This window comes from Herbiconiux sp. (assembly GCF_004297105.1).
In the GTDB taxonomy this organism is placed as follows: Bacteria; Actinomycetota; Actinomycetes; order Actinomycetales; family Microbacteriaceae; genus Herbiconiux.
Map to the genome: position 1 here is coordinate 15,195 of NZ_SCVE01000017.1, position 21,905 is coordinate 37,099.

A 21,905-nucleotide genomic window follows, 5' to 3' on the forward strand; every position below is an offset into this window, starting at 1 on the left:
TGGCGAAGGCCATGGCGGCGGCGAAGGCCGAGGCGGAGTCGGAGGGGCGTGCGCCTGCCGTGCCGATCGTGGTGGCGATCGACGGGCCGGCCGGCAGCGGCAAGTCGAGCGTGTCGCGGGCGGCGGCACGCGCCCTGGGCTTCGCCTACCTCGACACCGGGGCCGCCTACCGCGCCCTCTCGTGGGATCTGCTCGATCGTGGCGTGGATGCATCCGATTCCGCCGCCGTTCTCGCCGCGATCGACGACTTCGACTTCGGCATCGGAACCGACCCCGACGACTACTGGGTGGGAGTGGGCGAGGCCGACGTCACGGAGGCCATCCGGGAGCCCCGTGTGACGGCCGTCGTGAGCCTGGTGGCCCGGGTGCCCGAGGTGCGCGAGTGGCTGAACGACCGGTTCCGCGGTGTGATGGCCACCACCCCGTTCCCGGGCATCGTGGCCGAGGGCCGGGACATCACCACCGTGGTGGCGCCCGGTGCTCCCGTGCGCATCCTGCTCACCGCCTCGGAAGAGGCTAGAATGGGCAGGCGTTCCAAGGAACTGACCGGTGAATCGGCTGCCGACGTCGGACAGGCACTCCGCTCGCGTGACAAGGCTGATTCCCGTGTGGTCGACTTCATGAACGCCGCAGACGGTGTTCTCACCGTCGACTCCACAGAACTCGACTTCGACCAGACCGTCGCCGCGGTGGTGGAGGTCGTCACTTCACGAACTTCACGAACAGCGAGGACATCGCATGGCTGACAGCCAAAATCCCACGGGCCGATCCGACAACGAGCCCGACGACTTCGACGCGCCCGACGACGACCTCGCGGCGCGCCTCGCCGATGTGGATGAGGATCTCGCCGAGCAGCGCGCATCCACTCTGCGTTCCGGGCTCTCCGACTACGAGCTCGACGAGGGCGACCTCGACCTGCTCGAGCTCTCCGACGACTACCCCGACGGGGTGTTCTACATGCCGGCGCTGCCGGTGCTCGCAATCGTGGGCCGGCCGAACGTGGGCAAGTCCGCGCTCGTGAACCGAATCCTCGGCCGCCGTGAGGCCGTGGTGGAGGACAAGCCCGGCGTCACGCGCGACCGCGTCGCCTACAAGGCGGAGTGGGCCGGCCGCCGCTTCACCCTCGTCGACACGGGCGGGTGGGAGCCTGATGCCTCCGGTATCAACGCTGCCGTCGCCGCTCAGGCCGAGGTGGCGATCGACCTCGCCGACGTGGTGCTGTTCGTGGTCGACTCCAACGTGGGCGCCACCGCCACCGACGAGCACGTGGTGAAGCTGCTGCGCCGGGCGAATCGGCCCGTGTTCCTCGCCGCGAACAAGGTGGATGACGCGCGGCAGGAGCCCGCAGCATCCGCTCTCTGGTCGCTCGGTCTCGGCGAGCCCTACCCGGTCTCCGCCCTGCACGGGCGCGGCGTGGCCGACCTGCTCGACCTCATCATGCAGAAGATGCCCGAGGTGTCGAACGTCGCCAAGCAGGAAGTGGGCGGGCCTCGGCGCGTGGCTATCCTGGGTCGGCCGAACGTGGGCAAGTCGTCGCTGCTCAACAAGGCCGCGGGCGAGGAGCGCGTCGTCGTGAACGAGCTCGCGGGCACCACGCGCGACCCGGTCGACGAGCAGATCGAGCTGGGCGGCAAGGTGTGGACGTTCGTCGACACCGCCGGCATCCGCAAACGGGTGCATCTGTCGCAGGGCGCCGACTTCTACGCCTCGCTGCGCACGTCGGCCGCGCTCGAGAAGGCCGAAGTGGCCGTGGTGGTGCTGGATGTCACCGAGCCGATCTCCGTGCAAGACCTGCGCATCATCGATCTCGTGCTCGAATCGGGCCGCGCGCTCGTGCTGGCCTTCAACAAGTGGGATCTGCTCGACGACGAGCGTCGTCGCTACCTCGAGCGGGAGATCGAACAGGATCTCGCGCACGTCACGTGGGCGCCGCGCGTGAACATCTCGGCGCGCACCGGGCGGCACCTCGAGAAGCTGGTTCCGGCGCTCGAGCTGGCGCTGGATTCGTGGGATACGCGCATCCCCACCGGCAAGTTCAACGCGTTCCTGGCCGAGCTCACGGCGGCGCATCCGCACCCCGTGCGCGGTGGCAAGCAGCCGCGCATCCTGTTCGGAACGCAGGCGGCCTCTCGTCCGCCGACCTTCGTGCTGTTCACCACCGGGTTCCTCGACCCGGGCTACCGGCGCTACGTGCAGCGGCGGCTGCGCGAGATCTACGGCTTCGAAGGGTCACCGATCGTGGTCAACATGCGGGTGCGCGAGAAGCGCAAGCGCTGACGAAGGGGCGGGGCGACCAGCCTTCGGGTTGCCGGCCGCCCCGCGTCTGCGTGCGCAGGGTCAGGCCTGCGACTCCGCCAGCCGGCGGGACTCGAGCCACGCCTCTGTGGTGCCGACGATGTCGGCGGCTGCGCGGTCTACATCGGTGGCGTTGCTCAATGCCCACTGTTCGAGCACGCCGACCGATCCTCCGGCGATGAACGCGGCGGCGGATTCGGGATCGACATCCTGGGCCAGACCGAATCGGCGCCAGTTCGCAACGGCGACATCCGCGTGACGGAGCAGGCGCTGGTGGAGTTCACGTCGGAAGCCGGCATCCACCCTCGTGCTGAACATCATGCGGTAGGCGCGGCGGTGCTCGAGGATGTGGGCGAGGATCGCGCGCACCGAGTCGTAGTAGGAGGCGGTGATGGCTTCGACCGATGCACTCTGCTGGCCCGCGTCGAGCTGGTCGAGGTCGGCCAGCTGATCGAGGATGCTGCCGAAGGAGTCTCCGGCGAACGCGTAGATGTCGGCGTAGTGACCGTAGAACGTGGTGCGATGCACGCCGGCTGTACGGCAGAGCTCGGAGATGCTGATCTCTGTGAGATCGTGCTCGTCGAGCAGTACGAAGAGGGCGGTCGTCAAGGCTTCGTGGGTTCTGGCCGCTCGGGGTTCGGTCAGATTGACGGACGCGCCCTGGCGCCGCGTGGGGGCGGCGGATAAGGCGGGTGACTGGGGCATGCCTAATTATGCATTGGTCACCATTAGGAAATGCCGAGTTTCGGGACTGTGAGTCCCAAACTTTTTTTCCGCTTTTTTCTCATCTTCGCGGGCGCGGTGGGTGAAAGGTGGGTGAGAGCGCTGCGGGGGCCGTTCGGGTCATCCCCGCAGCGCGTCTCTGCAGCGATTCTATGCATCTGCATCGAGCAGTTTCGGGCCTCGGACGATTCCGTTACGGCACTGTGACGGAGCGCGCCCGCGTCAGCGAGAGCTCTCGGAAGGCGCTATCATGGACAAGTTGTCTGGAGCGGTTCGCTTCTCCGGATGATGGCCACGGGCTGTGGCGCAGCTTGGTAGCGCACTTGACTGGGGGTCAAGGGGTCGCAGGTTCAAATCCTGTCAGCCCGACAGAAATGCAGGAGGAGGGTCGCCCCGGTGGGCGGCCCTCCTCCTGCATTCATGGCGGAGTAGTAGGACACGAAGCTGCTCGTGGGCCCACGCCGCGCAGGGGCTCCGGCGCTGAACGACCGGCTGTATGGCCGCAATCGGACCAGGGGCACAAGTTACAGCGGGAACTATTCAAGGCCCAAGTCATTTTGGAGGCAGTGCCGGTGGCTACGGATTGCGGGCCGGATCCAGTGCAATGACTGGCGTCGACTATCGCTGGAGGCGGTTGAATAGCGCGTGATCGTTTTTGGTGTACTGGTGGCCCTAGGGGGGATTGCCCTTATTGTTTTTCGGCGTCCGCTTTCGAAAGTAATTGCTGAGGAACCGCTCGATCTAGATCACCGCTACCAAAGGACTCAGCGTCTAGGTCCACCTCGGGTCTGTTTGTCTTCTTCGGCTGTGCTCTGTTGCTGATGAGCGGGATAGTTTTCGCAGTTGCTCTTGTCCACGTTGTCACGTAGGACACCTGCTCGCGGTCGTCTGATCCGGTGATGGCTGCGCACAGTTGGACTTTGCGACGCTGGACAAGGTCGGGCAAGTGATCCCTGCAGCATGGGGCCTACTCAAGGGTGACATCACGGTCACCGCACCAACCAGCACTGAATTCACGATCATGAAAGACAACGGAGGTGGGCAATGAAAAGTTGGCGATCATGGGCGTACGTGGCTGCAATCGCAGTTGCCGGTGGAATCGCTGATTTGCTTATCCCGAGTTGGGGAATGTGGCCTCTCGTCGTTGTTTCGATCGTCGCGTTGCCCGCCACAATTCTCGGTCTCCCGCTGCTGATTCTCTTGACGTATGTCTGGAGCAGAGGCAGCAACGTGGAATTGTCAGTGACTTTGCTGGGTCCTTTGACCGCTCTTCTGCTTTACGCAGGGTGCGGAATCGTCCAAGTGCTGATCTACAGAATTTATCGACCCAATCAGAAGTAGCAGCTGAAATGCGAGACCATCGGTGATGACTAGGTCAGTTGATGCCGATCAAGTTCGGGGACACCCTCGATGTGGGCTACCGTGCCGTCCAGCAGGTGAATGAATACGAGGTTGAGTAGGCGGAGCCAAATCGTGAATCACCTAGATCTAAGGGGGAATGTGCCACAGGGAGCCGTGCCGCGCACGATCACGATCGTGCGATGGACGTTGTGGTTATCGGTGGGCGCGGTCGCTATCGGCGCGATCAACTTTGCACTCGTCCTGGACTGGCCGAGTTTGAATTCGGCGCAAGTCATCTTCCGGACCGTCGAGGTCGCGGTATTCACAGCGATTTTGATAGTACTGAGGCTACTTCCACTCTGGTTGATGCATCGTGGTAGCAGGCTCACGGCCCCCATCGTCTCCCTCTACGCTCTCGCGCAGGTCATAAACGCCGTGCGCTACCCCGACCTGGTCACAGTCATCATCGCCATCGTGTTCTTGTTTCCTGTTGTTCTCATCTGGTTGCCCAGTTCACGCGTCTACCTACTCTCGGTCAGGAGCGAGCGCGCAACCGTTGCAGGAGTGACAGCTGAACCAACACCCAAATGAGGCACAGATAACTGTGACCGCCAGTGCGGGGCTGCCCTATGCAGGTACGGTCAGGGTCGCGCTGCGAGCGTCGCGGAAGGGGTCGAGGCCGGTCGCGGCTACCGAGAGGTCCCAGAGGCGGTCGGCGGCATCCGCGTCGATCGCCCACCGCTTGACGCCACCCGTCGCCGGGTCGCTGTGGTCGTCGGCGACCACGCCCTTGATCGACGAGTCTTCGCAGTAGACGCCGCCGCGGTCGAGCAGCTCTGGTGCTGTTGCCGCCCAGAGCCCGGTCGCAGCACCCTCCGCCGCGGTTTTGAAGAGCGGATTGGGATTGCCTTCGGCATCGACCCAGCCGCGTTGCAGGAGTTCTTCCGTGGGCATGTGGCGCTGCAGATCGGTCATGATGCCGCCGGGGTGCACCGAGTAGGCGTGGATGCCGCGGCTCGCCGCGCGAGCATCGAGCCCCACCGCGAAGAGCGCGTTCGCGGTCTTCGCCTGCCCGTAGGCGACCCAGGGGTCGTAGGTGGCCGACTCGAAGTTGATGTCATCGAACAGCACGGGGGAGCGGTAATGGCCCACGGAGGAGTACGAGACGACTCGCGCACCCTCGCTGAGCAGGTCGGCGATGCCACCGACCAGGGCGAAGTGGCCGAGGTGGTTGGTGCCGAATTGGGACTCCCAGCCCTGGGGCGTCAGCTGGAACGGCGTGGCCATGATGCCGGCGACATCGATGACGAGGTCGATGGAGGAGGCTGCCTCGCGAACTCCCGCCGTGAAGGCGGCCACCGAGTCGAGGTCGCCGAGATCCATCGCGGCCACCTCGACCCCGGGAAGTTCTTCGAGTGCTGCTTCTGCGACCTCGACGCGACGAGCGGGCACGGTGACGCTCACGCCGGCGGTCGCGAGGGCCCGCACGGTCTCGATGCCGAGCCCCGAGTAGCCGCCCGTCACGATGGCTCTCCTGCCCGCGAGGTCTCGCCCGGAAATGACGTCGGCAGCGGTGCTGCGATAGCCGAATTCTGTCTCGAGGGGCTGTTGGCGGGCGATCATCTCATGCGTTGTCGTCATGCTGAGAAGCCTACGAGTCGCAGTGAATTCGAAGTCAAGGGGCGGGGGATCTCCCTCCGTGACGTACCTCGAAGCTCCGATGGGCGTCGATCTTCAGAACCATACCGTACGTAAGGTATGGTTACTGCATGAGACCGAGTTCCCGAACCGACATTCTCGACGCCGCCCTACGGGTGGTCGACGCCGCCGGCAGCGCTGACATCACGTATCAGTCGGTTGCGACCGAGGCCGGCCTGACCAAGGCGGGGCTGATGTATCACTTCCCGTCGAGGGACGCGATGATGGTCGCGATCATCGAGCACGTCGTGTCGAGGTGGCAAGCCGAACTCCGGGTGGTGCTCGGGGTGCCGCTGGAGGAGTCGACGCTCACCGAGCGTGTGCGCGCCTTCGTGCTCTTCGCGGGCGAGGGGGGTGTGACGCAGGGCGAGTTCGTCGTGTTCGCCGAAGCCGTGCGTCGCCCGGAGCTGTCGCGACCCTGGCTGGAGTATCTGCAGACGTGGTTCGGCTTCGGCGACGGCGTCGACGCCACGTCGCTGCTCCTGGTCTGGCTCGCGGCGAACGGTCTGTGGGTCGCCGAGGCGACCGGCATCCTCACGGTCGATGCGCCGCAGCGACAGGCCCTGCTGTCCGCACTCATCGCTCTCACGAACGCCGACCCGAAGTCGATCTGAAGGGATCACCATGTTCACGATCACCCCCGCATCCCACGCCGACATCCCCGAGACGGCCGCCGTGCTCGCCTCAGCCTTCGTGGGCGATACGGTCATGAGCACTCTCGTGCACGGCGACGATCGGCAACGCCGGCTGACCGGCCTGTTCGCCGCCTTGATGAGGTCCGGTGCGCTGAGGACCGGGCGGGTCGATGTGGCTCGCCGGGACTCCGACGGCCTCATTCTCGGCGCCGCGATCTGGGATGCCCCACGTCACCGTGCCACGCTCGCGGCTCAGCTGCGTGAACTGCCCGGGTTCGTTCGCGCACTGGGTGTGCGAGGGCTGGTGTCCGCCGCTCGCCTTCAGGCGGTGTTGGCCCGCCACCGTCCCTCGGAGCCGCACTGGTACCTGGCCGAGATCGGTGTCAGCGAGCAGGCGCGCGGAGCGGGGGTGGGGTCGGCGCTCCTGACCTCGCGGCTCCGGAAGATCGACGCCCTGGAGCAGCCGGTCTACCTCGAGTCATCGAACGAGCGCAACCGGGCCCTCTACCGTCGACACGGCTTCACCCGCATGCGAACCATCGCCGGGATCGCGTCGGCGGCGCCGGCGGCGATGTGGCGCGAAGGGCGACAGAATCCCGTGGTGGCCGCCGGGCACTGAATGCGGGCCGGGTGCCGATCGCGCCGAGGGTCGAGAGCGATCGGCACGTGCGATACGCTCCCCCCATCGCGCGCGATGGCCGCGCACGGGAACGGAGAGATCTCATGTGCACGAGTTTTCAGTTGCGCGCGACCGATGGCTCGGTGGCTGTCGGCCGCACCATGGAGTTCCCCGACATGCTCGGAGCGAAACTCACCGTGCTGCCCCGCGGTCTGACGCTGACCTCGGAGTCGCCCACCGGCCCCGGCGTGAGCTGGACCACCCGGTATGGCGCCGTCGGCATGAACGCGATCGGTGACCCCCAGCTGCTCACCGACGGCCTGAACGAGAAGGGCCTGTACGTGGGCGCTCTCTACATGCCGGGCTTCGCGTCCTATGAAGAGCCGGCTTCGGATGCGGCGCAGAACCTCGCCGTGCTGGATGCGGTGGCCTACGTGCTCACCCAGGCGGCGACCGTGGCCGAGGCCTTCGCGCTGCTCGCCGCTGTGACGGTCTGGGGTCCCGTGAACCCGCTCATCCAGGGCGTCCCGCCGCTTCACCTTGTGCTGCACGACGCCACCGGTGCCAGCGGGGTCGCCGAGTTCGAAGACGCTGCGCAGAAGCACCGCGACAATCCCCTGGGCGTCGCCACCAACGCGCCGTACCTCGACTGGCACTACGACAACGTGCGCAACTACCTCCCGCAGCTGCACGCCGCCAATCCCGAGCCGGTGGAGATCCGTGGCATCCGCTTCGCTCCTCTCTCACAGGGGCAGGGTTTCGTGGGGCTGCCGGGCGATTCCGGCAGCGCCGGGCGGTTTCTCCGCGCCGCGGCCTACGTGATGACGATGCTGCCGGCGGCGGATGCCACTGCACTCGAGCACCTCTGCCTGCACGCGCTGAACAACTTCGACATCCCCATCGGCATGATGACCGGCACGAATGCGGCCGGTGTCGAGCAGGACGATCAGACCAAGTGGTCGAGCATCGCGAGCCTGTCCACGTTGCGTTACATCGTGCGCCTGCAGTCCAACCCGCAGCCGCTCGCGATCGACCTGGCTCAGACCGATTTCGGCGGATCCGAGCCGCGTCAGGTCGAGCTGGTCGCCGCGGGGTTCGCGCTGATCACCGTCTGAGCAGGGATTCCTCGAACGGTGCGGGATCGAAGGTGCCGTTCTGCTGTCGGAACGACGCCGCGGTTCCCGGCCAGATCAGGGCGAGGCGACGGCTGACCGGATCGAGGTACCAGCTCGAACACCGGCCGGTCGTCCAGACCGTGGTCGCGGCCCGGCGGTCGATCTCCTCGACGTAGCGGTGTTCGGCTTCGGCGCTCACCTCGATCGTCGAGCCGGTCGAGGCGCCGTGAGCGAGCGCACCTGCGACGTACCCGATCTGCGACTCGATCACGTGGATCGCCGAGTTGTGGCCGAGGGTGGCGTTCGGGCCGTTCAGCACGAACAGATTCGGGAAGCCGTGCACGACCGTCGAGGCATAGGCGCGCATGCCGTCGCGCCAGTGCTCAGCGAGCGTCTCACCGTCGCGGCCCACGACCATGGCCGCATAGGGCGGACGGGATGCGGTGAACCCGGTGGCGAACACGAGCACGTCGAGTTCGTAGGAGGCGCCGCTCGCCGCCCGAACCCGGCGACCCGAGGCCGACTCCAGAGCGGAGGGTTCGAGGGTGACGTTCGGCCTGGCGAAGGCGGGGAAGTAGTCGTCGGAGATCACCACGCGCTTGCAGCCGATCTCGTAGTCGGGCGTGAGAATCTCGCGCAGCCCGGCATCCGGCACCTGGGAGTCGCGGTGGGCGTTCGCCAGTGCGTGCAGAGCGGCGTGCGCCTCCGTGGCGATCGTGCGGGCATCGAACCCACGCTCCGCCGCGGCGAAGAGGTCGTCGCGGTACTGGCGGAGCGCCACGGGGTCGCGGTCGAAGGCGTCGATCTCGTCGGGTGTGTAGGCGCGGTCGTCGCGTGGGATGACCCACGCCGGGGTGCGCTGGAAGACCACGAGCTGCTCAGCTTCTGCGGCGACCTGCGGGATGATCTGCGCGGCGGAGGAACCCGTGCCGACCACGCCCACGCGCGCGCCGCGCAGATCGAGGCCCTCGGGCCATCGGGCGGAGTGGAACGCCGTGCCGGTGAACCCATCGACGGGATCGGCGACCGGCTCGGCGAGCCTCCCCGCGGCGACGACGACGCTGCGGGCGACATAGCGGCCGCGCCTGGTGTCGATGCTCCAGGCGCCGTCCGCCCACTCGACCGAGCGCACCTCGGTGCCGAGCCGGAGGTGTGGCTCCAGACCCTCGTCGGCCACGGTGGCTCGCAGGTAGTCGAGGATCTCACCGCCCGGCGCGAAGAGCCGCGACCAGTCGGCCTTCTGCCGGAACGAGTAGCTGTAGAGGTGCGCGGGCACGTCGCAGGCCACACCCGGGTAGCGGTTGTCGCGCCACGTTCCGCCTACCTCGGAGGCCCGTTCGAGGATGACGAACGAGCGATGGCCCTCGCGCGCCAGTCGCGCGCCCATGCCGATACCGGCGAAGCCCGCACCGAGCACGGCGACCTCGACGGTCTCGACGGGATCGACTGTCTCGACGGGATCGACCTCGATGGTCGGCGCGCCCGTCACACCCGCTCCGACAGCTCGAGGGCGCGGTAGGGCCGCGACGACGTGGCGGGCATCGGAACAACCGTCTCGTACGAGGTGCTGCGCTGCCGCACACCACGACCGAGATCGCGGGCGAGCTGCTCGACGTCCGACCGGCGGATGGCACGCCCGGCCTCGGCGCCGACCGTGGGGAAGAGGATGCCCGGGTCGAGCAGCCCGCCGATGTCGTCGGCCCCGCTGGCGAGCAGCAGCGCCGTGGCCCGCAGGCCGTGCTTCGGCCAGGCCGCCTGGTGGTGATCGATGCGGCCGTCGAGGAGGAGCCGGCTCACCGCGTGCACGGCCCGCGACTCGTCGAGCCCGGCGGGCGGTCGGGTGTCGATGCCGGGCGTGTCGACCGGCACGTGAGGCATGAGGATGAACTCGCGGAACCCGCCCGTCTCGTCCTGGATGCGAGCCAGGGTGCGGAGATGCGCCACGATCTGCGCGGGAGACTCCACATGCCCGTAGACCATCGTCGCCGTCGACGGCAGGCCGTGGCGGTGCGCGGCGGTGATAACCCTGATCCACTCCGCCGCGGGCATGTCGGTGCCACCGCTCAGCTGCGCACGGACCGTGTCGTCCAGGATGCGGGCTCCCGTGCCGGGCACGGAGGCGACCCCGCTCTCGCGCAGGGCGATGAGGTGCTCGTCGAGCGACTGGCCCGCCTGTGCGGCACCGGCGAGGATCTCCGCCGGCCGGAACGCGTGCAGGTGCAGCCCCCTCGACGAGATCGCGCGGGCCAGCAGGAAAGGCGTCTCCGCGGCCAGGTGCGGGGCGAACGCGCCCTGGGCGCACACCTCCGTCATGCCCCGGGACACCGCCTCGTCGGCGATGGCGGCGACATCCTCCAGCGAGAGGTCGACGCCGAGCCGCGCGAGGTCGAGGTTGCGGTTCGCCACGAAGGTGACCGCGTCGCCCACCCGGCGCGAGCGGATGCCGTCGGCCACGGCGGAGAGAGCGTCGAGATCGCGGCCGCGCGTTGAGAGGAGGGTGACGTAGTCCGCGTCGGAGAGCGCCGCGGGGGAGCCCTCGGCGCGCGAGATCAGCGCGGCCATACTGGTCGATGACACACCGGCGCGCGACGATCGCGACTCCTCGTCGGGCACGGATGCCGTATGCGGCCTGACCGGCGCGCTCTCATCCGCGAGCCCCGTGGTGGGTTCGGCAAGTGCTCTCACCTGGGGCAGGAGACGGTCGTCGATCCAGTGCTCGTCGCTCTGCACGTAGCGCGGGTGCGCCGTGAGCCGCTCGTGCAGGGTGAAACCCGCCTCCGCGGTGAGCCGGGCCAGCGTCTCGATCTGCGGCCAGGCGCGCTCGGGGTTCACGTGGTCGGGGGTGAGGGGGCTCACTCCGCCCCAGTCGTCGATGCCCGCCCGCACCAGCAGCCCGAGTTCGGCGGCATCGGTGAGGTTCGGGGGGACCTGGATGCTCGCATCCGGCCCCAGCACCACCCGCGCCACGGCGACGCTCGCGATGTAGTCGCCGAGGCCGAGGTCGTCGTCGTTCTGCATCGCGGTGCCGGGCTTCGACCGGAAGTTCTGCACGATCGTCTCCTGGATGTGCCCGAACCGCTCGTCGCTCTCGCGGATGGCGAGCAGCGACTCGGCCCGGTCGCGCAGGGTCTCGCCGATGCCGAGCAGCACGCCCGTGCTGAACGGGATGCGGGAGCGCCCCGCATCCTCGAGCACCTGGAGGCGCACCGCGGGATCCTTGTCGGGCGATCCGTAGTGCGGCTGCCCCTTCTCCGACCAGAGCGTGCGCGACGTGGTCTCGAGCATCATGCCCATCGAGGGCGCGACGGGGCGCAGGCGCTGCATCTCGGCCCAGCTCATGACGCCGGGGTTCAGGTGCGGCAGCAGACCGGTCTCGTCGAGAACACGCTGCGCCATGTCGCGGATGTAGTCGAGGGTCGACTCGTAGCCGTGCTCGGCGAGCCACTCCCGGGCGATCTCCCAGCGCTCCTCGGGGCGGTCGCCGAGAGTGAAGAGCGCCTCCTTGCAGCCGAGCGCGGCACCCTGGCGGGCGATGGCCAGGATCTCGTCGGCCGACATGAAGGGCGCCTTGCCCTTCGCCTTCAGCTTGCCCGGGGTGTCGACGAAGATGCAGTAGTGGCAGCGGTCGCGGCAGAGCGTCGTGATGGGGAGGAACACCTTCTTCGAGAAGGTGATGACCCCGGGTCGCCCGCGCCGTGCGAGCCCTTCGTCGCGCAGGGAGGAGGCCAGCGCGAGCAGACGGTCGAGTTCATCGCCGCGGGCGGAGAACAGCGACTCGATCTCGTCGAGCGTCAGCGGCCGGCGTGACTCGGCGAGTGCCAGAGCGTGAGCGGTGAGGTCGTGGGTCATCGGGGCTTTCCTGGGCGTCCGACTAGTCGGAACGTCTTCGCGTCGTCACGGAAGGGAAAGCCCAAATCCAGGCTCTAACTGCTGAGTGAGCCCACTCTAACTCTCCGCAGGCGGTCGATGCGACGACGAGCGAAATCGTTAACATCGGCGTACGTTCGATCGCGCCGCCGGCGTCGCCCCCGCATCCGCTTCGAGCAAGACCGGCGAGATGGAGGTGCATGGTGACTGACATGAAGACCGGGGGTGGAAGCATCCGGAGCCTGGTGCCCGCTCGGATGGACCGGCTGCCCTGGACGCGGTTCCACTGGATGGTGGTGTTCGGCCTCGGGGTGTCGTGGGTGCTCGACGGGCTCGAGATCCAGATCATCGCCTCGAACGGCTTCCAGCAGTCGCTCGGCATGGACTCGGCTCAGGTGGGTCTCGCCGGCACGATCTATCTCGTGGGCCAGGTGGTGGGAGCGCTCGTGTTCGGCCGGCTCTCCGACAAGTGGGGCCGCAAGAAGCTCTTCATCATCACCCTCGCCATCTATCTCGTGGGATCGGCGCTCGCCGGCCTCTCGCCGAACATGGAGTTCCTGTTCGCGATGCGGTTCGTTGCGGGTCTCGGTATCGGCGGCGAGTATGCGGCCATCAACTCGGCCATCGACGAGCTGATCCCGAGCCACTACCGTGGCCGCGTCGACATCGCCATCAACGGGACGTACTGGGGCGGTGCAGCCCTCGGGTCGGTTGCGAACCTGTTCTTCCTGAACCCCGACAACTTCGCCGAGAACATCGGATGGCGGCTCGCCTTCTTCATCGGCCCGGTGATCGGCCTGATCATGATCTACATGCGCCGGCACATCCCGGAGAGCCCGCGCTGGCTGATGACCCACGGCAAAGAGGACGTGGCCGAGAAGACGGTCGACGACATCGAGGCGCAGGTCGAGAAGGCCACCGGCACGAAGCTCGACCCCGTGCCCGACGACCAGGCGATCGAGGTGAAACCGCTCGACCGCATCCCGTTCAAGACCATCGCCAGCGTGCTCATCCGCGACTACCCGAATCGCACGATCGTCGGTCTGACCATGATGATCACGCAGTCGTTCCTCTACAACGCCATCTTCTTCACCTACGCGCTGGCGCTGCAGAACTTCTACGGCGTCGAGAACGACGCGGTGCAGTACTTCTTCTTCCCGTTCGCCATCGGCAACCTGCTCGGGCCGCTCGTGCTGGGGCATCTGTTCGACACCATCGGGCGGCGCAAGATGATCTTGGCCACCTACGGGCTGGCCGGAATCATCCTCACGGTCTCGGGCTTCCTCTTCCAGGCCGACGTGCTGAACGCCACCACCCAGACGGTGTTCTGGTGCGTCTCGTTCTTCTTCGCCAGCGCGGGGGCGTCGTCGGCGTACCTCACGGTGAGCGAGCTGTTCCCGCTCGAGATGCGGTCGCAGGTGATCTCGTACTTCTTCTCGATCGGGCAGATCGTGGGTTCAATCGCGCCGCTGCTGTTCGCGTCGCTGATCGGCGACGGTGCCGACCGTGGACCGATCACGATCGGCTACATCGGAGCGGGACTCCTGATGCTGGTGGGTGGGATCGTGGCATTCATCTTCGGGGTGAATGCGGAGCGCAAACCGCTCGAGGCGATCACCAGTCCGCTCTCGGCCGTCTCGCCGGGGAAAGTGAAGGTCGAGGGGGAGCGCACCACCCGCGATCGGTCGCGGAGCAGCTAGGGGGGGGTCTCTCGACCGGGCCGCGCCGAATCCTCGGCGTGAGCCCGGGCTCCGTGCCAGGATCGGGTATGCCCGATCGACTGATGCTGCTCGACACCGCCTCGCTGTACTTTCGCGCCTTCTACGGGGTGCCGGACTCGATCCGGCGTTCCGACGGCACGCCCGTGAATGCGGTGCGGGGTCTGCTCGATATGATCGCGCGTCTCGTCGTAGAGTTCGACGCCGCACTTCTGGTGGCGTGCTGGGACGATGATTGGCGGCCGCAGTGGCGAGTCGACCTCATCCCGAGCTACAAGGCGCACCGGGTGGCCGAGGTGGTGTCGGATGCCGCCGACGTGGAGGTGGTGCCCGATCTGCTCGAGGCCCAGATCCCGCTCATCCGCGAGGTGCTGCGACTGGCCGGGATCGCGGTGGTCGGGGTGGCCGAGCACGAGGCCGACGACGTGATCGGCAGCTACGCGACCGGCGCCGCGCATCCGGTCGACATCGTGACAGGAGACCGCGATCTCTTCCAGCTCGTCGACGACGCCCACGACGTGCGGGTGGTCTCTACCACGAGAGGCATGAAGAATCTCGAGGTGCTCACGGACGCGGTCGTGGTGGCGAAGTACCGGGTGCTGCCGGAGCAGTATGCCGACTTCGCAACCCTGCGGGGCGACACGAGCGACGGGCTGCCCGGTGTCGCCGGCATCGGCGAGAAGACCGCCTCCGGGCTGCTGGGGGAGCACGGCAGTCTCGACGCCTTGCGAGCGGCTGCTGCCGACCCTGCGAGCTCGGTGTCGTCGTCCGTGCGCGCGAAGCTCGAGGCCGCGGCCGCCTACCTCGACGTGGCGCCGCGAGTGGTGGCGGTGGTGCGCGATCTCGACCTGCCGTCGCTCGAGCAGGTGGGTGCGCGGCTGGCGCCGGTGACGGGTGCCGATCGCATCGAGCTCGAACGGCTCGCGTCGGAGTGGAACCTCGGCGGCTCGGTCGGGCGTCTCCTGGCCGCGCTCGACACGCGCGGCTGATCGGTCAGTCGCTCGCAGGGCGGTGCTGCGCTGCGCCGAGGAGTGCCCCGAACACGTGGCTGAGAGGCTCCGTGAGATCGTCGGCGGTGGCGGATGCCACGGGCTCGGCTACGGCGGAGGCGCGCAGCATCACCACGCCCAGCATCGTGGCGATGGCGAGCTGAGCCCGCAGGAGCACATGCTCGGTCGCGGGGTCGTCGGCACTCCAGCCCGCCGCGGCGGCGAGCCTCTCGGTGAAGTGTTCCAGCGTTCTGCGGCGGATGCGATCGGCGTTCTCATCGCCCGACGAGCGCAGCAGGAGCAGCAGCTGTAGCGGGTCGTCACCGTTCGGCGCGTTCACGACGTGCATGATCAGTCGCTCGATCACGGCCTCGATCGTGGCGGGCCGGGTGGGCTGCTGGGCGTCGAGCTCGCTCGAGGTGCGCAGCATGCAGGCCTCGAAGAGACCGTCTTTCGACACGAAGATGCGGTTGATCAATGCGACGTTCACGCCCACGTCGGCAGCGATCTGGCGAACGGTCGTGGCGCGATATCCCTCGGTGGCGAAGCGTCGTCGGGCGGCACGCACCAGGGCGCGTGTCGTGGCCTCGGCATCGCGTCCGGAGCGGATCAGCTCATCGTCGGCCGTCTCGTCGATCTGGTTGCTCATGTCTCTTTCGATCGCGAAGGCACCGCGCGGGCGCGGAACCGCCATCATCCTGTTCCTCTCCCTGGGCGGGCTCTCCTTCGCTGTTCTGCAGTCGCTCGTCGCGCCGACACTCGGCACCATCGGTGGGGTTCTGGGTTTCCGCCGGGGTGGGTGTGCTCGCGATCCTCGCGGCGCTCGCTGCCCCGTCGCTCCGTGCCCGCCGACGCGAGGCGGCGGCCGCCGGCGTCACCGACTTCGCCGAGCGGGAGCATCCCGCTGCATCACGTGCTTCATCGCCCGAGTGACCGGGCGCTGCGATCGGCACCCGGTCGGGCTCAGGCGGGGATGTCGCGCGCGGCCGTACCCGTGAGCCCGCTGCGGGCACGTCGTCGCTCGCTCACGATGAAGGCGATCAGCAGCACGATGCCGGTGCCGATCACGAGGAAGGTGCTGAGTGAGCTGAGGATCGACAGAGGGTTCGACGCGGCGGGGTACTCGCCGTGCAGGAAGATCGTGGGATCCGTCGACGCGTGGATCAGGATCGGCCAGATGAGGTTGCCCGTCACCCGCAGTGCGAGGTACATGCAGAGCCCGAAGAAGAAGGTGTACACGACCTGCAGCGCCGTGGTGCCGACGCCCTGATCGCTCGTGAACACGTTTCCGGCGTGCAGCGCGGCGAAGACGCCCGCGGACACGAGGCCCACCGCGATCTCCGGATGCCCCGCCTTGCGCATCAGGTTCACCACGAAGCCGCGGGTGACCACTTCTTCGGCGAAACCCACGCAGAGGCCGGTGAAGAGCCAGGACAGGATGACCGGAGCGCCCGCTGCGGCGAAGTCGAGGCTCGCGAAGCTCGCGGCGTTGATGGCCAGCACCACGGCGACACCCACCCACATCCAGCCGCGGCCCCGGATGGTCTGGGGCGCGAACAGCTCGCGAAGCCAGCCGGTCGAGATGGCGAACGCCACGAGGAGAATGCTGGTGAGGAGGATGGGCAGCGCGATGTCGAAGAAGATCTGGGGCCCGCTGCCGTCGTCGCCCCGCACCCCGCTCTGCTCGGGGAACACGGCGTCGACGAGAAGGCCCATCAGCTGGTACACGCCGTAGTAGACGACCGCGACGAGGAGGGCCTTCCACCAGCCCCCACGCTCCCAGAACCGCGTCCAGCCGGATGACGTGGTGTGCTCGGGCATGGCTTCTCCGTTCCGCGGGGCGATGCGGCTCACCCTAATGGAACGGGTGAGATCTCACACGTCGCTCAGCTCCGCGGCGGCGATGCTCCGTGTCGTCGTCGGGGCGGCCGGCTTCGAGTCGCTCTCGGCGTGCACGAACTTGCCACCCATGAGCAGCGAGGCCACGGCGCCGATCACCGACATGATCGCCGCCGCGATGAACACGATCACGAGTCCCGAGTGGAAGGGGTCGGAGATCAGCTGGGGGAAGAACGTCTGGCCGGTGAGCGCCGCCGCATCCGCCGGATGCAGCGCGTCGAGGGCGCCCGTGGGGCCGAGGATCGACTCGATGGGGTTGTAGCCGAGGAAGGCGGCGAAGAGGCTGCCGACCGGGGGAGTGGCCGCCACCTGGCTCGCGACATCCGTGGCCACACCGTGTGAGGTGAGGCCTGCGTACAGCGCGTTCGGGAGGGTGGTGGCGAGGCCCGCGATCATCAGCGAGAAGAAGATGCCGATCGAGAGCGAGTTGCCGGCGTTCTGGAACGTGCCGGTCATGCCGGATGCCGCACCGCGCTGCGTGGCGGGAACCGAGTTCATGATGGCCGTGCGGTTCGGGGCGGCGAACATCCCCGATCCCACCCCGTTCAGGAACGTGATCACGGCGAACAGCCAGTAGTCGAAGTTCACCGGGATGAGAAGCAGAGCCACGAAGGTGGCGGCCACGAGCAGGAGCCCCGATGTGGCGAAGGTGCGGGCGCCGAACCGGTCGGACAGGGTGCCGGAGATCGGGCCCGAGACTAGGAAGCCGATGGTGAGCGGCAGCAGGTAGATTCCGGCCCAGAACGGCGTGCTCTCGTAGGAGTAGCCGTGCAGCGGCAGCCAGATGCCCTGCAGCCAGATGATCAGCATGAACTGCAGACCGCCCCGGCTGATCGAGGCGAGGAGGCCGGCCAGGTTGCCCCAGGCGAAGGCCCGGATGGCGAACAACCGCACGTTGAAGAGCGGCTCCTTCACTCTCAGCTCGATGAACACGAACGCGATGAGCACGACGATGCCGCCGATGATGGCGCCGAGCACCCAGGGGTTCAGCCAACCGGTCGAGCTGTCGCCGTAGGGCTGGATTCCGTAGGTGATGCCCGTGAGAACGGCGATGAGACCGACGGCGAAGAGGATGTTCCCCGTCCAGTCGATCGTGCCGCGGGTCTTCGTTCCCACCTCGTGAAGAGACTTGTACGACCAGATCGTGCCGAGCACACCGAAGGGTACGGTCACCAGGAAGATCGCCCGCCAGTCGACGGCGGCGAGCAGCCCGCCGATGATGAGGCCGAGGAAGGTTCCCGCGATGGCGGCGATCTGGTTGATGCCGATGGCCATGCCGCGCTTGTTCGCGGGGAAGGCATCCGTGAGGATGGCGGTGGAGTTGGCCATGATCATCGATCCGCCCACCGCCTGCACCACGCGCCAGCCGATCAGCCAGAGCGCTCCGCCACCCGAGGTGAACGGATCGAACACGAGGGCGATGGCGGCGACCGAGAAGATCACGAAACCGAGGTTGTAGATCTTCACCCGGCCGACCATGTCGCCCAGGCGCCCGAACGTCATGACGAGCACGGCGGTGACCAGGATGTAGCCCATGAGCATCCAGAGCAGATAGCTCACATTGCCCGGTTCCAGCGGGTCGAGCTGGATGCCTGTGAAGATGGCCGGCAGCGAGATGAGCACGATCGAGCCGTTGATGGTGGCCATCAGCATGCCGAGCGTCGTGTTGCTCAGGGCGACCCACTTGTAGCGCGGGTGATCCCGGTTGAACATGCCGGTCCGTTCGCGCACGGCCTTCTCTGCCACTGGTCCTCCGAAGTCATTAGTTGTCGTTAACTAACTATAACGAGATGCGGGAGATGATCTCGATCTCCGATTCGTGATTTCCGTGTGCGCGGAAATACGATTGCGTTCGTGACGCAGATACGGATCAGAGAGGCCGCGCACTTCCTCGGGGTGAGCGACGACACGGTGCGGCGATGGATCGACCTCGGGCTGCTGGAGAGCGGGAAAGACGACGCGGGGCGCGGGGTCGTCGACGGGCTCGCCATGGCGCAGCTCGCACGCAAGAACGCCGTGCTGCCCGCCGACCCTTCTGACATCGGGCGCTCGGCGCGCAACCGGCTCGTGGGCATCGTCACGGAGATCACCCAGGACACCGTGATGGCCCAGGTGGAGCTGCAGTGCGGACCCCACCGGATCGTGTCGCTGATGAGCAGTGAAGCCGTGCGCGAACTGGGGCTCGAGCCCGGTTCCGTCGCCATCGCGGTCGTGAAAGCCACCACCGTGATCATCGAGACACCCGTGGGGAAGGCCTGAGAATGCGACGACGCACGACGATCGCGACCGCGGCGATGGCCGCAGCCATGACCCTCGCGCTCGCCGCCTGTGCGAGCGGCGGCGCGAGCAGCGACGCGCCCGCCACCACCGCGGCGCCCTCCCCGAGCGCGGCGGCGCTGGAGGGCTCCATCACCGTGTACGCCGCCGCATCCCTCACATCGACTTTCACCGAGCTCGCCACCCGGTTCGAGGCCGCCCACCCCGGAGTCACGGTCGAGCTGAACTTCGCCGGCTCCTCCGACCTCGTGACCCAGATCACCGAGGGCGCTCCGGCCGACGTGTTCGCCTCGGCCGATGAGAAGAACATGGCCAAGCTCACGGATGTCGGGCTGATCGATGCGGCCGTGCCCGTCGACTTCGCCACCAACGTGCTGCAGATCGCGGTGCCGCCCACCAACCCGGCGGGGGTCGCATCCTTCGCCGACCTGGCGGAGCCCGACACCAAGGTGGTGATCTGCGCCGCCCAGGTTCCCTGCGGCGCCGCCACGGTGAAGGTCGAGGAGGCCACCGGCGTCACCCTCTCTCCCGTGAGCGAGGAGTCATCCGTCACCGACGTGCTCGGCAAGGTCGCGAGCGGCGAAGCGGATGCGGGTCTCGTGTACGTGACGGATGTCGCCGCCGCGGGCGACACCGTCCGAGGCATCGCCTTCGACGAGTCGGGCGAGGCCGTGAACGTCTATCCGATCGCGCCGGTCACGGCCACGAAGAACCCGGATGCCGCGCAGGCGTTCATCGACTTCGTGACGGGCGGCGTCGGCCAGGGTGTTCTCGCGGCCGCCGGCTTCGGTACTCCGTAGCGGACTGCAGCCCGGCCGTCATGTCCTCCCGCAGAAGCTCTCCCTACGCCGGGGTACCCGGCTGGGTCGTGGCCGTCGCGATCGTCGGTGCGTCGTTCGTGGTGCTGCCGCTGGTCGCGATGATCACCCGGGTGAACTGGGGGGAGTTCATCCCGCTGATCACCTCGGAGTCGTCGGTCGATGCCCTCTGGCTGAGCCTGCGCACCTCGCTCGCCGCCACGGCGCTCTGCGTGGTGCTGGGCGTGCCGATGGCGATCGTGCTGGCGCGCACCGAGTTCTGGGGCCAGAAGATCCTGCGCTCCCTGGTGCTGCTGCCCCTGGTGCTGCCCCCGGTGGTGGGCGGCATCGCCCTGCTCTACACCTTCGGCCGCCGTGGGTTGCTCGGCCAGAGCTTCGAGGCGTTCGGCGTCACCATCGCGTTCTCCACCACCGCCGTGGTGCTCGCGCAGACCTTCGTGGCGCTGCCGTTCCTCGTGCTGAGCCTCGAGGGCGCGCTGCGCACGGTCGGCACGCGCTACGAGGCGGTGGGGGCGACACTCGGTGCCCGGCCCACCACGGTGCTGCGCCGCATCACACTGCCCCTCGTGCTCCCCGCCCTGATCTCAGGGGCGGTGCTGTCGTTCGCCCGTGCCCTCGGCGAGTTCGGGGCCACTCTCACCTTCGCGGGGTCGCTGCAGGGTGTCACCCGCACACTGCCCCTCGAGATCTACCTGCAGCGGGAGACGGATCCGGATGCCGCGGTCGCGCTCTCCCTCGTGCTGGTGGTGGTGGCCGTCATCGTGGTGGCGATCGCCCACCAGGCCGGCGAGCGGAACGGCGTGGGCTTCGGCCGGAGGCGGGACTCGTGAGCCTCTCGTTCGAGGCGGCCGTGCGCAGCCGCGGCTTCGACGTGGAACTCGCCGTCGAGGCGGGGGAGACGGTGGCGATCCTCGGCCCGAACGGCGCCGGCAAATCGACCCTGCTCACTCTCATCGCAGGGCTTCTCACGCCCGACACCGGATCGGCGCAGCTCGGCGAACGCGTGCTCTTCGATGTGCCGTCGACGGGGCGTGGCCGCTGGCTGCCCCCGCATCGGCGGGGCGTCTCGCTGCTGGCCCAGGACGCCCTGCTCTTCCCGCACCTCAGCGTGCTCGACAACGTGGCCTTCGGGCCTCGGAGCACAGGGATGCCGCGCGCCGCTGCTCTCGCCCGGGCCGCGACCTGGCTCGAGCGGGTCGACGCCTCCCACCTCGGCGCCCGGAGGCCCGCGCAGCTCTCGGGCGGGCAGGCGCAGCGCATCGCCGTGGCGCGCGCGCTCGCATCCGAACCCGCTCTGCTGCTGCTCGACGAGCCCCTGGCGGCCCTCGACGTCTCGGTGGCGCCCGCCGTGCGCCGGATGCTGCGCGACGTGCTGGCCGACCGCACCGCGATCATCGTGACCCACGATGTGCTCGACGCCTTCACGCTCGCCGATCGGGTCGTGATTCTCGAGGCGGGGAGGGTGGTCGACGCCGGCGCGACGCGGCAGGTGCTCGACCGGCCCGCCACCCCGTTCGCGGCCGGCCTCGCGTCACTCAACCTGATCACGGGCACCGCCGAGCGGGAGGGCGTGCGCAGCTCGGCCGGTGACCTCATCGGTGTGCGGTTCGAGCGGGCAGTGGCGGCCGGTGCCCGCGCGGGTGCGGCCGTGCGCCCGGCGCGCGTGAGCGTGTGGGCCCACGAACCCCACGCGCTCGCGGCGGCACAGAACGTGCTCTCCGGGGTCGTCACCGATCTCGAACCACGGGGTGACATCGTGCGCGTGCGCTCGGCGGAGCTCGCTGCGGATGTCACCCCGGGCGCGGTCGCCGAACTCGACCTGGTGCCCGGGTCGCCGGTCTGGTTCAGTTTCGCCGCCGACGACACCGTCGCCTACGCGCTTTAGACTCGACCGCCTTCAGGCTCGGCCGA

20 protein-coding genes and 1 tRNA gene are annotated in these 21,905 nt (G+C 68.0%); 14 read left to right on the forward strand and 7 right to left on the reverse strand.

What is annotated here, in order from left to right; all coding sequences use genetic code 11:
• Positions 1-11: 11 nt before the first annotated feature.
• On the forward strand, positions 12-746 hold the full coding sequence (cmk, locus tag EPO52_RS13370) for a (d)CMP kinase (protein ID WP_290807383.1): 735 nt from the start codon (positions 12-14) through the stop codon (positions 744-746).
• Complete coding sequence (gene der / locus EPO52_RS13375) at positions 739-2,277, forward strand: ribosome biogenesis GTPase Der (RefSeq protein ID WP_290807282.1); 1,539 nt, start codon at positions 739-741, stop codon at positions 2,275-2,277. Before cmk ends, der begins: the two co-directional genes overlap by 8 nt.
• A gap of 60 nt (positions 2,278-2,337) precedes the next feature.
• Here the strand turns inward: der and EPO52_RS13380 are convergent, their stop codons facing one another.
• The gene (locus tag EPO52_RS13380; protein WP_290807284.1) at positions 2,338-2,904 is read right to left on the reverse strand and encodes a TetR/AcrR family transcriptional regulator; all 567 of its coding nucleotides are present in this window, start codon (positions 2,902-2,904) and stop codon (positions 2,338-2,340) included.
• A 409-nt stretch (positions 2,905-3,313) separates the two neighbouring features.
• Between EPO52_RS13380 and EPO52_RS13385 the strand changes: the two genes are divergently transcribed.
• Positions 3,314-3,387, forward strand: a tRNA-Pro gene (locus EPO52_RS13385).
• 1,146 nt (positions 3,388-4,533) lie between these two features.
• Positions 4,534-4,950: a hypothetical protein gene (locus EPO52_RS13390; protein ID WP_290807286.1), complete on the forward strand. Its 417-nt coding sequence runs from the start codon at positions 4,534-4,536 to the stop codon at positions 4,948-4,950.
• A gap of 36 nt (positions 4,951-4,986) precedes the next feature.
• Here the strand turns inward: EPO52_RS13390 and EPO52_RS13395 are convergent, their stop codons facing one another.
• Positions 4,987-6,000, reverse strand: a complete 1,014-nt coding sequence (locus tag EPO52_RS13395) for an oxidoreductase (RefSeq protein WP_290807288.1) — start codon at positions 5,998-6,000, stop codon at positions 4,987-4,989.
• Between the two features lie 128 nt (positions 6,001-6,128).
• Here EPO52_RS13395 and EPO52_RS13400 point away from each other — a divergent pair, with 128 nt between their 5' ends.
• The 3 genes from EPO52_RS13400 (at position 6,129) to EPO52_RS13410 (ending at position 8,426) form a co-directional block, all read left to right on the forward strand.
• Positions 6,129-6,671 (forward strand): TetR family transcriptional regulator, encoded by a 543-nt coding sequence (locus tag EPO52_RS13400; RefSeq protein ID WP_290807290.1) that lies wholly within the window; start codon positions 6,129-6,131, stop codon positions 6,669-6,671.
• 10 nt (positions 6,672-6,681) lie between these two features.
• Complete coding sequence (locus EPO52_RS13405) at positions 6,682-7,311, forward strand: GNAT family N-acetyltransferase (RefSeq protein WP_290807292.1); 630 nt, start codon at positions 6,682-6,684, stop codon at positions 7,309-7,311.
• A 104-nt stretch (positions 7,312-7,415) separates the two neighbouring features.
• The gene (locus EPO52_RS13410) at positions 7,416-8,426 is read left to right on the forward strand and encodes a linear amide C-N hydrolase (RefSeq protein ID WP_290807294.1); all 1,011 of its coding nucleotides are present in this window, start codon (positions 7,416-7,418) and stop codon (positions 8,424-8,426) included.
• Here the strand turns inward: EPO52_RS13410 and EPO52_RS13415 are convergent.
• Together EPO52_RS13415 and cofG are read right to left on the reverse strand one after the other, a co-directional pair.
• Positions 8,416-9,915 (reverse strand): NAD(P)/FAD-dependent oxidoreductase, encoded by a 1,500-nt coding sequence (locus EPO52_RS13415; RefSeq protein WP_290807296.1) that lies wholly within the window; start codon positions 9,913-9,915, stop codon positions 8,416-8,418. The genes EPO52_RS13410 and EPO52_RS13415 overlap by 11 nt on opposite strands.
• A complete protein-coding gene (gene cofG, locus EPO52_RS13420; RefSeq protein ID WP_290807298.1) occupies positions 9,912-12,275 on the reverse strand; it encodes a 7,8-didemethyl-8-hydroxy-5-deazariboflavin synthase CofG in 2,364 nt (787 codons plus the stop codon). Before cofG ends, EPO52_RS13415 begins: the two co-directional genes overlap by 4 nt.
• 218 nt (positions 12,276-12,493) lie before the next feature.
• On the opposite strand from cofG, the gene EPO52_RS13425 reads away from it, so the two are divergent.
• Together EPO52_RS13425 and EPO52_RS13430 are read left to right on the forward strand one after the other, a co-directional pair.
• Positions 12,494-13,993, forward strand: a complete 1,500-nt coding sequence (locus tag EPO52_RS13425) for an MFS transporter (protein WP_290807300.1) — start codon at positions 12,494-12,496, stop codon at positions 13,991-13,993.
• A 68-nt stretch (positions 13,994-14,061) separates the two neighbouring features.
• Entirely contained in the window at positions 14,062-15,000 is a 939-nt protein-coding gene (locus EPO52_RS13430) for a 5'-3' exonuclease (RefSeq protein ID WP_290807302.1), read from the forward strand.
• A 4-nt stretch (positions 15,001-15,004) separates the two neighbouring features.
• Here EPO52_RS13430 and EPO52_RS13435 read toward each other — a convergent pair whose 3' ends face one another.
• A complete protein-coding gene (locus EPO52_RS13435; protein WP_290807303.1) occupies positions 15,005-15,649 on the reverse strand; it encodes a TetR/AcrR family transcriptional regulator in 645 nt (214 codons plus the stop codon).
• A gap of 122 nt (positions 15,650-15,771) precedes the next feature.
• Here EPO52_RS13435 and EPO52_RS13440 point away from each other — a divergent pair, with 122 nt between their 5' ends.
• Complete coding sequence (locus EPO52_RS13440; RefSeq protein ID WP_290807305.1) at positions 15,772-15,933, forward strand: hypothetical protein; 162 nt, start codon at positions 15,772-15,774, stop codon at positions 15,931-15,933.
• Between the two features lie 30 nt (positions 15,934-15,963).
• Here the strand turns inward: EPO52_RS13440 and EPO52_RS13445 are convergent, their stop codons facing one another.
• Positions 15,964-16,821: a CPBP family intramembrane glutamic endopeptidase gene (locus EPO52_RS13445; RefSeq protein ID WP_290807307.1), complete on the reverse strand. Its 858-nt coding sequence runs from the start codon at positions 16,819-16,821 to the stop codon at positions 15,964-15,966.
• Positions 16,822-16,875: 54 nt separating this feature from the next.
• Positions 16,876-18,645, reverse strand: a complete 1,770-nt coding sequence (locus tag EPO52_RS13450) for an MFS transporter (protein WP_290807309.1) — start codon at positions 18,643-18,645, stop codon at positions 16,876-16,878.
• 108 nt (positions 18,646-18,753) lie between these two features.
• On the opposite strand from EPO52_RS13450, the gene EPO52_RS13455 reads away from it, so the two are divergent.
• The 4 genes from EPO52_RS13455 to EPO52_RS13470 are packed head-to-tail and all read left to right on the forward strand — an operon-like array spanning position 18,754 to position 21,879.
• Positions 18,754-19,158, forward strand: a complete 405-nt coding sequence (locus tag EPO52_RS13455) for a TOBE domain-containing protein (protein WP_290807311.1) — start codon at positions 18,754-18,756, stop codon at positions 19,156-19,158.
• A 2-nt stretch (positions 19,159-19,160) separates the two neighbouring features.
• Entirely contained in the window at positions 19,161-19,976 is an 816-nt protein-coding gene (gene modA, locus EPO52_RS13460; RefSeq protein ID WP_290807313.1) for a molybdate ABC transporter substrate-binding protein, read from the forward strand.
• Positions 19,977-19,996: 20 nt separating this feature from the next.
• Positions 19,997-20,824, forward strand: coding sequence for an ABC transporter permease (locus tag EPO52_RS13465; protein ID WP_290807315.1), 828 nt, complete (start codon positions 19,997-19,999; stop codon positions 20,822-20,824).
• The gene (locus tag EPO52_RS13470) at positions 20,821-21,879 is read left to right on the forward strand and encodes an ABC transporter ATP-binding protein (protein WP_290807318.1); all 1,059 of its coding nucleotides are present in this window, start codon (positions 20,821-20,823) and stop codon (positions 21,877-21,879) included. Before EPO52_RS13465 ends, EPO52_RS13470 begins: the two co-directional genes overlap by 4 nt.
• Positions 21,880-21,905 lie beyond the last annotated feature (26 nt).

Coding starts and splice junctions, on each gene's coding strand:
- cmk (WP_290807383.1), top strand. CDS start 12: ATGGCGGCGGCGAAGGCCGAGGCGGAGTCGGAGGGGCGTGCGCCTGCC.
- der (WP_290807282.1), top strand. CDS start 739: ATGGCTGACAGCCAAAATCCCACGGGCCGATCCGACAACGAGCCCGAC.
- EPO52_RS13395 (WP_290807288.1), bottom strand. CDS start 6,000: ATGACGACAACGCATGAGATGATCGCCCGCCAACAGCCCCTCGAGACA.
- EPO52_RS13400 (WP_290807290.1), top strand. CDS start 6,129: ATGAGACCGAGTTCCCGAACCGACATTCTCGACGCCGCCCTACGGGTG.
- EPO52_RS13405 (WP_290807292.1), top strand. CDS start 6,682: ATGTTCACGATCACCCCCGCATCCCACGCCGACATCCCCGAGACGGCC.
- EPO52_RS13410 (WP_290807294.1), top strand. CDS start 7,416: ATGTGCACGAGTTTTCAGTTGCGCGCGACCGATGGCTCGGTGGCTGTC.
- cofG (WP_290807298.1), bottom strand. CDS start 12,275: ATGACCCACGACCTCACCGCTCACGCTCTGGCACTCGCCGAGTCACGC.
- EPO52_RS13425 (WP_290807300.1), top strand. CDS start 12,494: ATGGTGACTGACATGAAGACCGGGGGTGGAAGCATCCGGAGCCTGGTG.
- EPO52_RS13430 (WP_290807302.1), top strand. CDS start 14,062: ATGCCCGATCGACTGATGCTGCTCGACACCGCCTCGCTGTACTTTCGC.
- EPO52_RS13435 (WP_290807303.1), bottom strand. CDS start 15,649: ATGAGCAACCAGATCGACGAGACGGCCGACGATGAGCTGATCCGCTCC.
- EPO52_RS13445 (WP_290807307.1), bottom strand. CDS start 16,821: ATGCCCGAGCACACCACGTCATCCGGCTGGACGCGGTTCTGGGAGCGT.
- modA (WP_290807313.1), top strand. CDS start 19,161: ATGCGACGACGCACGACGATCGCGACCGCGGCGATGGCCGCAGCCATG.
- EPO52_RS13465 (WP_290807315.1), top strand. CDS start 19,997: ATGTCCTCCCGCAGAAGCTCTCCCTACGCCGGGGTACCCGGCTGGGTC.